Source organism: Lelliottia sp. RD5, assembly GCF_056032945.1.
The window spans coordinates 506,331-522,474 of sequence record NZ_JBVYHQ010000002.1; the positions used below are offsets into that span (position 1 = coordinate 506,331).

10 protein-coding genes are annotated in these 16,144 nt (G+C 53.7%); 9 read left to right on the forward strand and 1 reads right to left on the reverse strand.

Annotated elements, in window-relative coordinates; translation table 11 throughout:
• Positions 1-313: 313 nt before the first annotated feature.
• The 4 genes from gudP (at position 314) to AC0LWE_RS10180 (ending at position 5,591) form a co-directional block, all read left to right on the forward strand.
• Positions 314-1,669 (forward strand): galactarate/glucarate/glycerate transporter GudP, encoded by a 1,356-nt coding sequence (gene gudP, locus AC0LWE_RS10165; protein WP_059177662.1) that lies wholly within the window; start codon positions 314-316, stop codon positions 1,667-1,669.
• A complete protein-coding gene (locus AC0LWE_RS10170; RefSeq protein ID WP_131486444.1) occupies positions 1,669-3,009 on the forward strand; it encodes an enolase C-terminal domain-like protein in 1,341 nt (446 codons plus the stop codon). The genes gudP and AC0LWE_RS10170 overlap by 1 nt, the downstream gene beginning before the upstream one ends.
• Positions 3,010-3,022: 13 nt before the next feature.
• Positions 3,023-4,363, forward strand: a complete 1,341-nt coding sequence (gudD, locus tag AC0LWE_RS10175) for a glucarate dehydratase (protein WP_219347426.1) — start codon at positions 3,023-3,025, stop codon at positions 4,361-4,363.
• 88 nt (positions 4,364-4,451) lie between these two features.
• Positions 4,452-5,591, forward strand: a complete 1,140-nt coding sequence (locus AC0LWE_RS10180) for a glycerate kinase (RefSeq protein ID WP_219347427.1) — start codon at positions 4,452-4,454, stop codon at positions 5,589-5,591.
• 15 nt (positions 5,592-5,606) lie between these two features.
• Here the strand turns inward: AC0LWE_RS10180 and barA are convergent, their stop codons facing one another.
• The gene (barA, locus tag AC0LWE_RS10185) at positions 5,607-8,363 is read right to left on the reverse strand and encodes a two-component sensor histidine kinase BarA (protein WP_219347428.1); all 2,757 of its coding nucleotides are present in this window, start codon (positions 8,361-8,363) and stop codon (positions 5,607-5,609) included.
• Positions 8,364-8,420: 57 nt separating this feature from the next.
• Between barA and rlmD the strand changes: the two genes are divergently transcribed.
• The 5 genes from rlmD (at position 8,421) to eno (ending at position 16,104) form a co-directional block, all read left to right on the forward strand.
• Positions 8,421-9,716 (forward strand): 23S rRNA (uracil(1939)-C(5))-methyltransferase RlmD, encoded by a 1,296-nt coding sequence (gene rlmD / locus AC0LWE_RS10190; protein WP_219347429.1) that lies wholly within the window; start codon positions 8,421-8,423, stop codon positions 9,714-9,716.
• 55 nt (positions 9,717-9,771) lie between these two features.
• Positions 9,772-12,003 (forward strand): GTP diphosphokinase, encoded by a 2,232-nt coding sequence (gene relA, locus AC0LWE_RS10195; RefSeq protein ID WP_059177667.1) that lies wholly within the window; start codon positions 9,772-9,774, stop codon positions 12,001-12,003.
• Between the two features lie 69 nt (positions 12,004-12,072).
• Positions 12,073-12,864: a nucleoside triphosphate pyrophosphohydrolase gene (mazG, locus tag AC0LWE_RS10200; RefSeq protein ID WP_202665777.1), complete on the forward strand. Its 792-nt coding sequence runs from the start codon at positions 12,073-12,075 to the stop codon at positions 12,862-12,864.
• Between the two features lie 224 nt (positions 12,865-13,088).
• A complete protein-coding gene (gene pyrG / locus AC0LWE_RS10205; RefSeq protein ID WP_131486211.1) occupies positions 13,089-14,726 on the forward strand; it encodes a glutamine hydrolyzing CTP synthase in 1,638 nt (545 codons plus the stop codon).
• An 82-nt stretch (positions 14,727-14,808) separates the two neighbouring features.
• A complete protein-coding gene (gene eno / locus AC0LWE_RS10210) occupies positions 14,809-16,104 on the forward strand; it encodes a phosphopyruvate hydratase (RefSeq protein ID WP_059177669.1) in 1,296 nt (431 codons plus the stop codon).
• The last annotated feature ends 40 nt before the right edge of the window (positions 16,105-16,144 follow it).

Sequence of the window (16,144 nt, forward strand, 5' to 3'; positions counted from 1 at the left end):
TTCTGTTTCCTTCTCTCTCTTTATTCCCGTATCTGCGTTTTCGTGAAGTCCCTTCCATTTCGTTGTGCTTATGCCTCAAACAACCTCAAACACGCCCGTCAATGTTGTGTCGTTGCACGGTGAGAGGGGCGAGAGTTCGTACATATACTTTCCTCGTCAGTTACCAAAAAGGCAGTTAGACACAATAAAACGGCACTGATATTTCAGGAAAGCCGTACCAAAACTGCAAAACACTAACCTCTCATTCTGATTACCCTACAGGTTGTGCCGTACAGAATGAACCTGGCGAAAGCTACGATTCAGGAGTGCAACAATGAGTACATTAAGCCACGCGGCGAGCAGCGCTGAGAAGCGCACCAATGCTCGCTACTGGATAGTGGTGATGCTGTTTATCGTCACGTCCTTCAACTATGGCGACCGCGCCACGCTGTCTATTGCCGGTTCCGAAATGGCAAAAGATATTGGCCTCGATGCGGTCGGTATGGGATATGTCTTCTCCGCATTTTCATGGGCCTACGTGATTGGCCAAATCCCCGGCGGCTGGCTGCTTGACCGCTTCGGCTCAAAACGCGTCTATTTCTGGTCCATCTTTATCTGGTCCCTGTTTACGCTGCTGCAGGGCTTTGTCGATGTCTTCAACGGTTTCGGCATTATCGTTGCACTCTTCACCTTACGTTTCCTGGTGGGACTGGCCGAAGCGCCGTCGTTCCCGGGCAACAGCCGTATCGTCGCTGCCTGGTTCCCGGCACAAGAAAGGGGCACGGCAGTCGCGATTTTTAACTCAGCACAGTATTTCGCGACGGTGATCTTCGCGCCGATCATGGGCTGGCTAACCCATGAAGTGGGCTGGTCACATGTGTTCTTCTTTATGGGTGGCCTTGGGATCATCATCAGCTTTGTCTGGCTTAAAGTTATCCACGAACCCAATCAACATCCTGGTGTGAACAAAAAAGAGCTGGAGTACATTGCCGAAGGTGGCGCGCTGATCAACATGGATCAGAAGAGCACCAAAGAAAAAGTACCGTTCAGCCAAAAATGGGGCCAGATCAAACAGCTTATCGGCTCGCGCATGATGATCGGTATCTACCTCGGCCAATACTGCATCAACGCTTTGACTTACTTCTTTATTACCTGGTTTCCGGTGTATCTGGTGCAGGCACGCGGTATGTCGATTCTGAAAGCGGGCTTTATCGCCTCTGTTCCTGCGGTGTGCGGCTTTATCGGCGGTGTGCTGGGCGGGGTGATTTCAGACTGGCTGATGCGGCGTACCGGATCGCTCAACATTGCGCGTAAAACGCCGATTGTGTTGGGGATGCTGCTCTCCATGTCGATGGTGTTCTGTAACTACGTCAACGTGGAGTGGATGATTGTCGGCTTTATGGCGCTGGCGTTCTTCGGCAAAGGCATTGGTGCATTGGGGTGGGCGGTTATGGCGGATACGGCACCGAAAGAGATCAGCGGTCTCAGCGGCGGTCTGTTCAACATGTTCGGCAACATCTCTGGCATCGTCACGCCGATTGCTATTGGCTATATCGTCGGTACTACCGGATCGTTTAATGGGGCGCTGATCTATGTTGGCGTACACGCTCTGGTCGCGGTCTTGAGCTATCTGGTACTGGTAGGCGATATCAAACGCGTTGAGCTAAAACCGGTCGCGGGGCGTGCATGATGAACACACAATCAAGTCCGATAATTACCGATATGCAGGTCATTCCGGTGGCCGGTTACGACAGTATGCTGCTCAATATTGGCGGCGCGCATAACGCGTATTTCACGCGCAATATCGTGGTGCTCACCGACAGCGCCGGGAATACTGGCGTAGGGGAGGCCCCCGGCGGTGAAGTGATTCTCCAGACGCTGCGTGATGCCATTCCGATGGTCATCGGTCAGGAAATTGCCCGCTTAAACAAAGTGGTTCAGCAGGTGCATAAAGGCAATCAGGCCGCCGATTTTGATACGTTCGGCAAAGGCGCCTGGACGTTCGAACTGCGCGTGAATGCTGTCGCCGCGCTGGAAGCCGCGCTGCTGGATCTCCTCGGAAAAGCGTTGAACGTCCCGGTATGTGAATTGCTGGGTCCCGGTAAGCAACGTGATGCGGTTACGGTGCTGGGGTATCTTTTCTACGTTGGCGATCGGACCAAAACCGATCTCCCGTATCTGGAATACACCGCGGGCAATCATGACTGGTATCACTTGCGTCATCAGGAGGCATTGACCAGCGAGGCGGTGGTTCGTCTGGCAGAAGCCGCACAGGATCGCTATGGATTTAAAGACTTCAAGCTGAAGGGCGGCGTACTGCCGGGTGAGCAGGAGATCGACAGCGCCCGCGCACTCAAAAAACGTTTCCCGGACGCGCGTATCACTGTCGATCCCAACGGAGCATGGCTGCTGGATGAAGCCATCTCACTGTGCAAAGGGCTGAACGACGTGTTGACCTACGCGGAAGATCCCTGTGGCGCGGAACAGGGCTTTTCAGGGCGCGAAGTGATGGCGGAATTCCGTCGCGCGACAGGATTGCCCGTGGCGACCAATATGATCGCCACCAACTGGCGTGAAATGGGGCACGCGGTGATGCTGAATTCAGTCGATATTCCGCTGGCCGATCCGCACTTCTGGACGCTTTCAGGCGCAGTGCGTGTCGCGCAACTCTGCGACGACTGGGGTCTGACCTGGGGTTGCCACTCCAATAATCATTTTGATATCTCACTGGCGATGTTTACCCACGTCGGAGCCGCTGCGCCGGGTACGCCGACGGCCATCGACACCCACTGGATTTGGCAGGAGGGCGACGCGCGCCTGACCAAAAATCCCCTTGAGATTAAAAATGGCAAAATCGCCGTACCGGATGCACCGGGATTAGGCGTTGAACTGGATTGGGATCAAATCCACAAGGCACATGCGCTGTACAAGACGCTGCCAGGCGGTGCGCGAAATGACGCAGGCCCGATGCAGTATCTTGTTCCCGGCTGGACATTTGACCGCAAACGCCCGGCGTTCGGTCGCCACTGATTAAAAGGATGAAATGATGAGCACTTTCTCTACCCCTGTTGTGACGTCAATGCAGATTGTCCCGGTCGCGGGCCACGACAGCATGCTGATGAATCTGAGCGGCGCGCATGCTCCGTTCTTTACCCGCAACATCGTCATCATCAAGGACAACTCAGGCCATACCGGCGTGGGTGAAATTCCGGGCGGCGAGAAGATCCGTCAAACTCTGGAGGACGCGATTCCATTAGTGGTGGGTAAAACGCTTGGCGAATACAAAAACGTCTTAAACGGAGTGTGTAACAGCTTTGCCGATCGCGATGCGGGCGGCCGCGGGCTACAAACGTTTGACCTGCGGACTACGATTCATGTGGTGACGGGGATTGAAGCCGCGATGCTGGATCTGCTGGGCCAGCATCTCGGTGTTAACGTCGCCTCATTGCTGGGCGAAGGCCAGCAGCGGAGCGAAGTCGAAATGCTCGGCTATCTGTTTTTTGTGGGCGATCGCACACTGACACCACTGGAATACCAGAGCCAGCCGGACGAAAAATGTGACTGGTATCGTCTGCGTCACGACGAAGCCATGACGCCGGATGCGGTAGTACGGCTGGCAGAAGCCGCCTACGAAAAATATGGCTTTAACGATTTCAAACTGAAGGGCGGCGTTCTGGCGGGAGAGGAAGAGGCAGAGTCGATTGAAGCCCTGGCGAAGCGCTTCCCGCAGGCGCGCGTCACGCTCGATCCCAACGGTGCCTGGTCGCTCGATGAAGCGATCCGCATTGGCAAGCGGCTGAAAGGCGTGCTGGCCTACGCGGAAGATCCGTGCGGCGCTGAGCAAGGTTTTTCTGGTCGCGAAGTGATGGCTGAATTCCGCCGTGCGACGGGGCTGCCGACGGCGACAAATATGATTGCCACCGACTGGCGTCAGATGGGGCACACCCTCTCGCTGCAATCTGTGGATATTCCGCTGGCCGATCCGCATTTCTGGACCATGCAAGGTTCGGTGCGCGTGGCGCAAATGTGCCACGAGTTCGGTCTGACCTGGGGCTCGCACTCTAACAACCACTTTGATATTTCGCTGGCAATGTTTACCCACGTTGCGGCTGCCGCGCCGGGCAATATCACCGCTATCGACACCCACTGGATCTGGCAGGAGGGCAACCAACGCCTGACCAAACAGCCGTTCGAGATCAAAGGCGGAATGGTACAGGTGCCCACTACGCCAGGTTTAGGCGTCGAGCTCGATATGGATCAGTTAATGAAAGCGCACGAGCTGTATCAAAAGCATGGCCTGGGCGCGCGTGATGATGCGATGGCGATGCAGTATTTAATCCCGGACTGGACCTTTAACAATAAGCGTCCTTGCATGGTGCGTTAGGTGTGAATGCCGGTTCCTGCGGGAGTCGGCATTTTTGCACTCTGCGCGGGTGTATGCTCAACGAAGTTAACAGGCGTAAGGATGGCTTATGAAAATTGTAATCGCACCGGACTCGTATAAGGAAAGTTTGAGTGCTCTTGAGGTGGCGACAGCGATCGAGCAGGGATTTAGCGAGATCTTTCCTTCGGCGCAGTACGTCAAATTACCGGTAGCCGACGGCGGCGAAGGCACGGTCGAAGCGATGGTGGCGGCTACGCAGGGCAAAATCATCAACGTCCAGGTCACTGGACCGTTGGGCGAAAACGTTGAAGGGTTCTACGGATTATCCGGGGACGAACAAAGCGCGTTTATCGAAATGGCGGCCGCGAGCGGCCTGGAACTTGTCGCCTCATCCTTACGTAATCCGCTCAAAACCACCTCCTGGGGCACGGGCGAGCTCATTCGTCATGCTCTGGATGCGGGGGTAAAACATATCATTATTGGCCTTGGTGGAAGTGCCACTAACGACGGCGGAGCCGGAATGGTGCAGGCGCTGGGGGCGAAATTGTTCAACGCCCAAGGTCATCAAATTGGACATGGCGGCGGCGAACTGGACACGCTGGCACGCATTGATCTCAACACGCTGGACACTCGGCTGGCGGAGTGCTGCATTGAAGTGGCGTGCGATGTCACCAACCCGTTAACCGGCGATGAAGGCGCGTCAGCGGTGTTTGGCCCGCAAAAAGGGGCGACCCCGGAAATGGTCAGCAAGCTGGATCAGTCGCTGGCGCACTTTGCCCGAATCATCTCCCGCGATCTGGATAAAGACGTGCTCAACCTTGCGGGCGGCGGCGCAGCCGGTGGCATGGGCGCGGCGCTGTACGCGTTTTGCGGCGCGGAGTTACGCCAGGGGATTGAGATTGTCACCGACGCTTTGCATCTTGATAAGCACGTTGCGGATGCCGACTTAGTCATCACCGGCGAAGGGCGCATCGACAGCCAGACGATACATGGCAAAGTGCCGGTCGGCGTGGCGAAAGTCGCCAAACGTTTTAACAAGCCGGTTATCGGCATTGCGGGGAGCTTGACGGCAGATGTTGGCGTGGTGCATGAGCATGGCATCGACGCGGTGTTCAGCGTGATTTATACCGTTTGCTCTCTGGAAGAGGCGTTAGAAAATGCCGCTGAAAACGTGCGCATGACGGCGAGAAATATCGCGGCGACGTTGCTGGTGGGAAAGGGGATGTAATATCCCCTGATTTTCTTATCCCAGCATTTTTCTCGCTTCGCGCGTGACGTTATCCATTTCATCCAGCAATTCGAGAAATTCTGGCTCCAGCTCTGACTCAGGCGTACCGGAACGCAGCTGCTGCTCAAGTAACTGGCAAAGACTTTTCAGGCGTGGCACGCCGCTGTAGCTGCAACTGCCGTGCAGTTTATGAATGGCCTCCAGCAGGTCTTCCGGCTTTTCGCCAACCAGCTGTTCTTCCACTTTATTGCGGATTTCCGGCAGGAAGGCGATCAGCATTTGCAACATCTCTCGGGCTAAGTCGGGTTTCCCCGCCGCCTGATGCAGCGCCAACTGCCAGTCGAGCGTGGTATTGGGATTAACGTTCATCTCCACGGGTTCTGATGGGGCAATGTTGGCTCCCCCCACGAGGCCGGGCTTATAGCGTAACAGTAGGCTGTGCAGCTTCTCTTCGTCGATCGGTTTCGCCAGATAATCATTCATTCCGGCACTCAACAGCTTCTCTTTTTGTCCCGCCATGGCATGAGCCGTCACTGCAATCACCGGTGTTTGCTGCTGATGCGGGAGCTGGCGAATCAACTCACAGGCGCGAATGCCATCCATGTCCGGCATCTGAATATCCATCAGAATCAAATCGAATTGCATCTGTTTCGCCTGTTCCACGGCCTGTGCGCCGCTAGTGCATAACTCAACGTGCTGCACCTGATCTTCAAGCAACACCCCGATGAGCTTCAGGTTTGCCGGATTGTCATCGACAGCCATAACGCTCATCGGCAATTTGTGATCATCATGGGCGACGGGGAGTGCATGATGATTGATGCGGCAATATTCGGTCAGCGCGGGCAACAGACGTGTTGCGGTCAGCGGTTTTAACAGACAGGCCGCCGCTCCGTCATTTTTTAGCTCTTCCGCGTTCAGCTGCGCGTGGCACGGCAGCGCCAGAAGCAGGTAATCGGTCATAGAAGCGGCTTTCGCCAGTCGCTCCTGCTGCATCGTCAGTTCGCCCGTAAAGGTGACCGGAATGCCCATCAGCAAAATGTCGTAATGATCGACCGCGAGGGCTGAGAACGTTGGGCTGTAAATGACCTCCAGCGGCGTAGTGCTGAGCACATCCAGCGTACTTTGGGCCGCTGCGGCATTCGGTTCGACATAGGCCAGACGCATGCCGCGCAGGCAGTTTGTCACTGGGCCATCGGTCACCACGTTGGGATTCAGGTCGAGACTGATATGGAACCAGAACGTCGACCCGCGATTGGGCTGGCTGTGGAAAGAGATATCCCCACCCATCTCTTTGAGCAGTTTTTGGGTAATCACCAGACCCAATCCCGTCCCACCGTGGCGACGGGAAATACTGGCATCCGCCTGGCGGAAAGCCTGGAACAGTCGCGACTGATCGCGCTCAGGGATCCCAATGCCGGTATCGCGGATCTGCACCTCAATCTGCACTTTGTTATTGCTGATCGCGCGTTTTTCGACAAGAACGTCAATGTTTCCGTTTTCGGTAAATTTAATCGCGTTCCCCACCAGATTAGTGATCACCTGCTGAAGGCGCAGCGGATCGCCAATGACATTGTCCGGCACATCATTTTTGATGTTCAGCGTTAGCTCAAGACCTTTGTCGTGCGAGGAGTGCGCGAGTAAGGTCACAATTTCATCCAGGGTGCTACGCAGCGGGAAGGGAATGCTTTCGAGGATCAGTTTGCCCGCTTCCAGTTTGGAAAAATCAAGCACGTCGTTAATGATCGCCAGCAGATTATTCGCCGAGCGTTCAATGGTATGCAGATGATCGCGTTGGGTGGGATTGAGCTCAGATTTAAGCGTCAGACGCGTAAAGCCAATCACTCCGTTCAGCGGCGTGCGCAGCTCGTGGGACATATTGGCGAGGAATTCTGACTTAATACGGGCGGCTTCCTGGGCGCGTTTTTTCGCTAAATCCAGCTCGACGTTCTGGATCTCCATTTGCTCAAGGGTTTCGCGCAGATCCGAGGTGGCCTGATCGACGTTATGCTGCATCTCTTCGTGATAGGCTGCCAGCGACATCGCCATCGAGTTAATGCCGTTTTTCAGCATATCCAGCTCGCCGAGCATAAATCCTTCGACACGACTGTCGAGTTGCCCACGGCGGATGCGGTCAACGGTATTCACCATATTACGAATGGGACTGGTAACGTCGCGCATTAAACGCCAGCCGAAAATGAGCGCAATCCCGATACAAAACAGCATCATCACGCTGGAGATAAATATTTCTTTGTACTGCTGGAGCCGCACTGACTTGAGATCCAACTCCAGCGCCACATATCCCAACATATTCTTACTGGCCTTGGCGTCTGATACGGCTGATTCATCCGGCGAATAGCTCTCCGATAAAATCGGTGTACGCAGAATCATAATATCGCCACGCCTTATCACGGTCAGTTGACGCGGGAAGGGCATGCCCTCGGCGATTTTCAGCTCGCTGGGATCGAGATGAAAATTGGAGGTGACGAACAGACGATTATTTTCGTCATACACGGAAATCGCCCGCACGATCTCTGAATGACGGCGATGCAGCACGCTGATGAGTTGCCCGAGAGAATCACGGTTTTGCAGATTCATGCCGTACTCACTCGACACCGCCAGCGGTTCGATGATGCTGGCTCCCGCATCTTCCAGTTGACGCTGCAAGTCATTGTAACGGTGCACAACAAAGAAGATGCTCAACAGCAAACCGATCAGGACGGTCGGGGCGAGAATCAAAATCATCATGCGCGCGCGCAGGCTGTAGTTGGTCATGGCGTTCCGTTATGGGACAATTAGGGTCATTATGTTTATTTGAGAAAATTCTCGGCGATGGCGCAATTCTACTCTGCAAAGCGACGCGTGACGACGCGTCAGATCATAACTGTTGAAGCCACAGACCTGGACCCGTTTGGTCAGGGCGTTGCGCGTCATAACGGCAAAGCGTTGTTTATTGCTGGATTATTACCGAATGAACGCGCCGAAGTCACCCTGACGGAAGACAAAAGCAAGTATTCGCGCGGTCAGGTAAAGCGTCGCCTTAATGATAGCCCTGAACGCGTTACGCCACGCTGCCCGCATTTTGGCGTGTGCGGTGGCTGCCAGCAGCAACATGCAAGCGTTGCGCTACAACAGAGCAGCAAAAGCACTGCGCTGGCGCGTCTGATGAAGCATGACGTTAATGAGATTATCTCCGGGCAGCCCTGGGGATATCGCCGCCGGGCGCGTCTAAGCCTGAGCTATGAACCAAAAACGCAGAAACTGGCGATGGGTTTTCGCAAAGCGGCCTCGAATGACATCGTGGATGTGAAGCAGTGCCCCGTTTTGGCGCCCCATCTTGAAGCATTGCTCCCGCATTTGCGCAACTGCCTTTCCGATTTGCAGGGCGTGCGTGCGCTTGGACATGTTGAACTGGTCCTTGCTGATAATGGGCCACTGATGGTGCTGCGCCACACTGCGCCACTTTCCGCTCAGGATCGCGAAAAACTGGAACGCTTTTCGCATTCTCATGAACTGACGCTTTTTCTCGCGCCGCAAAGCGAGATACTTGAGCGCGTCTCAGGTGACGCGCCTTGGTATCTTTCTGACGGACTACGCTTAACGTTCAGTCCGCGAGATTTTATTCAGGTGAACGACGGTGTTAACCAGCAGATGGTTGCGAAAGCGATTGAGTGGCTTGATGTTCAGCCTGATGATCGGGTACTCGACCTGTTTTGCGGCATGGGGAATTTTACGCTGCCACTGGCGCAGCGCGCGGCAAGCGTAGTCGGTGTAGAAGGCGTCAATGCGCTGGTCGAAAAAGGGCAGCAAAACGCGCGTCATAACACATTGGAAAATGTGACATTTTTTCACGAAAACCTCGAAGAGGATGTCACTCAACAACCCTGGGCGAAGCACGGTTTCGACAAAATTTTGCTCGATCCCGCACGCGCAGGTGCGTCTTGCGTAATGCAGCATATAATTAAACTCGCGCCAAAACGCGTGGTCTATGTTTCCTGTAACCCAGCGACATTGGCGCGGGACAGCGAGGCATTATTAAGTGTGGGTTACCAGATTCAGCGTCTGGCAATGCTGGATATGTTCCCGCACACTGGGCACCTGGAATCTATGGTGTTGTTTCAGCTCTAGTGATTAGTTTCGGCTTGTCGAATTCGACAGGCCCTTGTCCCTAAAGGAGAGGACGATGGTTGCGGTAAGAAGTGCACATCTCAACAAAGCTGGTGAGTTTGACCCACAAAAATGGATCGCAAGTCTGGGGATTTCCAGCCAGCAGTCGTGTGAACGCTTAACCGAAACCTGGGCCTATTGTCTGCGCACGACGCAGGGCCATGCTGATGCCGATTTGCTGTTATGGCGCGGCATCGAGATGGTCGAAATCCTTTCCATGTTGAACATGGATATCGAAACGCTGCAGGCCGCATTGCTGTTCCCCCTGGCGGATGCCGACGTGGTCAGCGAGGACGTGCTGCGTGAGAGCGTAGGGAAATCCGTTGTTGAATTAATTCATGGCGTGCGGGATATGGCCGCCATTCGTCAGCTGAAGGCGGCTCACACGGATTCGGTCTCTTCCGAACAGGTTGATAACGTTCGCCGCATGCTGCTGGCGATGGTGGATGATTTCCGCTGTGTCGTCATTAAGCTGGCCGAACGCGTTGCCCATCTGCGTGAAGTGAAAGATGCGCCTGAAGATGAGCGCGTCCTGGCGGCAAAAGAGTGCACTAATATCTATGCACCTCTCGCTAACCGTTTAGGCATCGGACAGCTGAAATGGGAGCTTGAGGATTACTGCTTCCGCTATCTGCACCCTGCGGAATACAAACGCATTGCCAAACTGCTGCACGAACGCCGTATCGATCGCGAGCACTATATTGACGAGTTCGTCGGCGGATTACGTCAGGCAATGAAAGAAGAAAACGTGCGCGCAGAGGTATATGGCCGACCGAAACATATCTACAGTATCTGGCGCAAAATGCAGAAAAAGCATCTTGCCTTTGATGAGCTGTTTGATGTGCGTGCGGTGCGTATCGTCGCCGATCGTTTGCAGGACTGCTACGCCGCGCTGGGGATAGTGCATACTCACTTCCGTCATTTACCGGATGAGTTTGACGATTATGTCGCCAATCCAAAGCCGAACGGCTATCAGTCCATTCACACTGTTGTGCTGGGTCCTGGCGGCAAAACGGTTGAAATTCAGATTCGTACCAAACAGATGCATGAAGACGCCGAACTGGGCGTCGCGGCACACTGGAAATACAAAGAAGGTCCGTCCACTGGAACGCGTACCGGCCACGAAGATCGTATTGCCTGGCTACGTAAGCTTATCGCCTGGCAAGAAGAGATGGCCGATTCGGGCGAATTGCTCGACGAAGTGCGTAGCCAGGTCTTCGACGACCGGGTGTATGTCTTTACGCCGAAAGGGGACGTTGTTGACCTGCCGACAGGTTCAACGCCGCTCGATTTTGCTTACCACATCCACAGTGATGTGGGACATCGCTGCATCGGCGCGAAGATTGGCGGTCGTATCGTGCCGTTTACCTATCAGCTCCAGATGGGCGATCAGATAGAAATCATCACCCAGAAACAGCCGAATCCAAGCCGCGACTGGCTGAACCCGAACCTGGGTTATGTCACCACCAGCCGTGGCCGTTCCAAAATCCATGCCTGGTTCCGCAAACAAGATCGCGACAAAAATATCATCGCGGGTCGCCAGATCCTGGACGATGAGCTGGAACATTTAGGCATCAATCTGAAAGAAGCGGAAAAACACCTGCTGCCGCGCTACAACTTCAACGAAATGGATGAGCTGTTGGCGGCCATTGGCGGGGGCGATATTCGTCTCAACCAGATGGTGAATTTCCTGCAGTCGACGTTCAATAAGCCGAGCGCGGCTGAACAGGATGCGGCTGCGCTGAAACAGCTTCAGCAGAAGACCTACACGCCGCCACATCGCAGTAAAGACAATGGCCGCGTGGTGGTTGAGGGCGTCGGCAACCTGATGCACCATATTGCCCGCTGCTGCCAGCCGATTCCCGGCGATGAGATTGTCGGCTTTATTACTCAGGGTCGGGGGATCTCGATTCACCGTTCGGACTGTGACCAGTTGGCCGAGCTGCAATCTCATGCGCCAGAACGCATCGTGGATGCGGTGTGGGGCGAAAGCTATTCCGCGGGTTACTCGCTGGTGGTGCGCGTCACCGCCAATGACCGCAGCGGTTTGCTGCGTGACATCACCACAATTCTTGCCAACGAGAAGGTCAACGTGCTGGGCGTGGCCAGTCGCAGCGACACGCGCGAGCAGCTCGCCACCATCGATATGACAATCGAAATCTACAACCTGCAGGTGCTGGGCCGCGTGCTGGGCAAACTGAATCAGGTGCCTGATGTGATTGACGCCCGTCGTCTGCACGGCGGTTAATCCTCTTTATATCAGCCGGGTAAGGCGTCATCGCCGCCCGGCGTTTCTCATTTTTACCAGGAACTCCTCATGACCCAAATCGACCGCCTGCTCGGCATTATGAAACGCCTACGTGACCCGGAAAACGGCTGCCCGTGGGACAAAGAGCAGACTTTCGCCACTATCGCGCCCTACACCCTTGAAGAAACCTACGAAGTGCTGGACGCTATTTCGCGTGAAGATTTTGACGATCTGCGCGGTGAGCTGGGCGATCTGCTGTTCCAGGTGGTGTTTTACGCGCAAATGGCTCAGGAAGAAGCGCGTTTCGATTTTGACGATATTTGCGCGGCCATCAGTGACAAACTTGAGCGTCGTCATCCGCACATTTTTGGAGAGGCAACGGCAAACAACAGCACCGAAGTGCTGGCCCGTTGGGAGCAAATCAAAAGTGCTGAACGTGCTGAGAAATCACAGCATTCCGCGCTGGATGATATTCCGCTGAACCTGCCTGCCTTAATGCGCGCCCATAAAATTCAAAAGCGTTGCTCAACCGTGGGCTTTGACTGGACCTCATTAGGACCGGTGCTGGACAAAGTGCATGAAGAAATCGATGAAGTCATGCACGAAGCTAAACAGGCTGTGGTCGATGAAGACAAGCTGGAAGAGGAGATGGGCGATCTGCTGTTTGCTACGGTAAATTTATCTCGTCATTTAGGCGTGAAAGCGGAGACCGCGTTGCAAAAAGCCAACCTGAAATTTGAGCGTCGCTTCCGCGAGGTTGAGCGCATTGTCGCCGCTCGTGGCCTGGAAATGACCGGTGTTGACCTCGATTTGATGGAAGAGGTGTGGCAGGAAGTAAAACGCCAGGAACATGATCTCTAACGAATTTTCGCGATCAAGCGCAATTTGTGTGATTTTTTAAATGACAAGCGCTTGATTTGCGTCAAAAACAATTAACCAAAAGCGGCTATTTTCTCACTCCCTATGTTTGTCAAAGCCTGAGTCAGGAGACGGAGAATGAAAGTTTGTGGCACTCGCCGTGTTCGGGTATACTACTTTCCCGTCCTGGTTATTCCATCATTCCAACCTAACTTCTCAGGTTCAGCATGACAACGAACTATATTTTTGTGACCGGCGGGGTTGTATCCTCTCTGGGTAAAGGCATTGCCGCAGCCTCTCTCGCGGCCATTCTTGAAGCCCGTGGCCTCAATGTGACCATGATGAAATTGGATCCGTACATCAACGTCGATCCAGGCACCATGAGCCCAATCCAGCACGGCGAAGTGTTCGTTACCGAAGACGGCGCTGAAACCGATCTGGACTTAGGTCACTACGAGCGCTTCATTCGCACCAAGATGAGTCGTCGCAACAACTTCACTACGGGTCGTATCTACTCCGACGTTCTGCGTAAAGAGCGCCGTGGCGACTACTTAGGCGCAACCGTTCAGGTTATCCCGCATATCACCAATGCAATCAAAGAGCGCATCGTTGCCGGTGGCGAAGGCCACGACGTTGTGCTGGTTGAAATTGGCGGTACAGTCGGTGATATCGAATCGCTGCCATTCCTGGAAGCCATTCGTCAGCTGGCGGTAGATATTGGCCGTGAACACGCGCTGTTTATGCACCTGACGCTGGTGCCGTACATGGCTGCTGCCGGTGAAGTGAAAACCAAACCGACTCAGCACTCCGTGAAAGAACTGCTCTCTATCGGTATCCAGCCGGATATCCTGATTTGCCGTTCCGATCGTGCCGTTCCAGCCAACGAACGTGCGAAAATTGCATTGTTCTGTAACGTTGCTGAAAAGGCTGTAATTTCTCTAAAAGACGTCGATTCCATTTATAAAATCCCGGGCCTGTTGAAATCACAGGGGCTGGACGATTATATTTGTAAACGATTCAGCTTGAACGTTCCTGAAGCTAACTTGTCCGAATGGGAACAAGTTATTTACGAAGAAGCGAATCCGGCAGGCGAAGTGACCATCGGTATGGTTGGCAAGTACATTGAACTGCCAGATGCCTATAAGTCAGTTATCGAAGCGCTGAAACACGGTGGTCTGAAGAATCGCGTCACTGTTAACATCAAGCTGATTGATTCGCAGGATGTTGAAACGCGTGGCGTCGAAATTCTGAAAGATCTGGATGCTATTCTGATCCCTGGCGGCTTCGGCTACCGTGGAGTAGAAGGCAAGATCGCTACCGCACGCTATGCGCGTGAAAATAATATTCCTTACCTTGGCATTTGCCTGGGTATGCAGGTTGCGTTGATTGAGTTTGCCCGTAACGTCGTGGGTATGGAAAACGCGAACTCTACGGAATTTGTGCCAGACTGTAAGTACCCTGTTGTGGCGCTTATCACCGAATGGCGCGATGAAGACGGTAACGTCGAAGTTCGTACCGAGAAGAGCGATCTGGGTGGCACGATGCGTCTTGGCGCACAGGCTTGTCAGGTTTCTGAAGACAGTCTGGTTCGCAAGATGTATGGCTCGACGACCATTACCGAGCGCCATCGTCACCGCTACGAAGTCAACAACATGCTGCTGAAACAAATTGAAGCTGCGGGTCTGCGTATTGCGGGCCGTTCCGGAGATGATCAGTTAGTCGAGATCATTGAAGTGCCAAACCATCCTTGGTTTGTTGCTTGTCAATTCCACCCGGAATTTACTTCAACGCCGCGTGATGGGCATCCGCTGTTTGCAGGCTTCGTGAAAGCCGCCAGCGAGTACCAGAAGCGTCAGGCGAAGTAAAAAAAGTTAGAACGACAACGCGTACCTTGAGTACGCGTTGTTTGTCTGGAGTTTTAGTTTAACTTGTACTGAGGAAAATCTAATGTCCAAAATTGTTAAAGTCATCGGTCGTGAAATCATCGACTCCCGTGGTAACCCTACCGTAGAAGCTGAAGTTCACCTTGAAGGTGGTTTCGTTGGTATGGCTGCTGCGCCGTCAGGTGCTTCTACTGGTTCCCGCGAAGCGCTGGAACTGCGCGATGGCGACAAATCCCGCTTCATGGGCAAAGGCGTACTGAAAGCGGTTGGCGCGGTTAACGGCCCAATCGCTCAGGCTGTTATTGGCAAAGATGCCAAAGACCAGGCTGGCATCGACAAGATCATGATCGATCTGGACGGTACTGAAAACAAATCTAACTTCGGTGCGAACGCAATCCTGGCTGTGTCTCTGGCAACCGCTAAAGCTGCTGCTGCTTCTAAAGGTCAGGCGCTGTTCGAACACATCGCTGAACTGAACGGCACCCCAGGCAAATACTCCATGCCGGTTCCGATGATGAACATCATCAACGGTGGTGAGCACGCGGACAACAACGTTGATATTCAGGAATTCATGATTCAGCCAGTTGGCGCGAAATCCCTGAAAGAAGCCGTTCGTATGGGTTCTGAAGTGTTCCATAACCTGGCTAAAGTTCTGAAAGCTAAAGGTATGAACACTGCTGTTGGTGACGAAGGTGGTTATGCGCCAAACCTGGGTTCCAACGCAGAAGCACTGGCTGTTATCGCTGAAGCGGTAAAAGCTGCAGGTTACGAGCTGGGCACCGACATCACTCTGGCGATGGACTGTGCAGCATCTGAATTCTACAAAGACGGTAAATACGTTCTGGCTGGCGAAGGCAACAAAGCCTTCACCTCTGAAGAGTTCACTCACTTCCTGGAAGATCTGACCAAACAGTACCCAATCGTGTCTATCGAAGACGGTCTGGACGAATCTGACTGGGACGGTTTTGCATACCAGACTAAAGTTCTGGGCGACAAAATCCAGCTGGTTGGTGACGATCTGTTCGTAACCAACACCAAGATCCTGAAAGAAGGTATCGAAAAAGGCATCGTTAACTCCATCCTGATCAAATTCAACCAGATCGGTTCTCTGACCGAAACTCTGGCTGCGATCAAAATGGCGAAAGACGCTGGCTACACTGCCGTTATCTCTCACCGTTCAGGCGAAACTGAAGACGCTACCATCGCTGACCTGGCTGTTGGTACCGCTGCTGGCCAGATCAAAACCGGTTCTATGAGCCGTTCTGACCGCGTTGCTAAATACAACCAGCTGATTCGTATCGAAGAAGCGCTGGGCGAAAAAGCACCGTACAACGGTCGTAAAGAGATCAAAGGTCAGTAATACTGAGCTTTCGATTTAAAGAAAAACCCGCTTCGGCGGG

Coding starts and splice junctions, on each gene's coding strand:
- gudP (WP_059177662.1), top strand. CDS start 314: ATGAGTACATTAAGCCACGCGGCGAGCAGCGCTGAGAAGCGCACCAAT.
- relA (WP_059177667.1), top strand. CDS start 9,772: ATGGTTGCGGTAAGAAGTGCACATCTCAACAAAGCTGGTGAGTTTGAC.
- AC0LWE_RS10170 (WP_131486444.1), top strand. CDS start 1,669: ATGAACACACAATCAAGTCCGATAATTACCGATATGCAGGTCATTCCG.
- AC0LWE_RS10180 (WP_219347427.1), top strand. CDS start 4,452: ATGAAAATTGTAATCGCACCGGACTCGTATAAGGAAAGTTTGAGTGCT.
- eno (WP_059177669.1), top strand. CDS start 14,809: ATGTCCAAAATTGTTAAAGTCATCGGTCGTGAAATCATCGACTCCCGT.
- barA (WP_219347428.1), bottom strand. CDS start 8,363: ATGACCAACTACAGCCTGCGCGCGCGCATGATGATTTTGATTCTCGCC.
- mazG (WP_202665777.1), top strand. CDS start 12,073: ATGACCCAAATCGACCGCCTGCTCGGCATTATGAAACGCCTACGTGAC.
- gudD (WP_219347426.1), top strand. CDS start 3,023: ATGATGAGCACTTTCTCTACCCCTGTTGTGACGTCAATGCAGATTGTC.
- pyrG (WP_131486211.1), top strand. CDS start 13,089: ATGACAACGAACTATATTTTTGTGACCGGCGGGGTTGTATCCTCTCTG.
- rlmD (WP_219347429.1), top strand. CDS start 8,421: ATGGCGCAATTCTACTCTGCAAAGCGACGCGTGACGACGCGTCAGATC.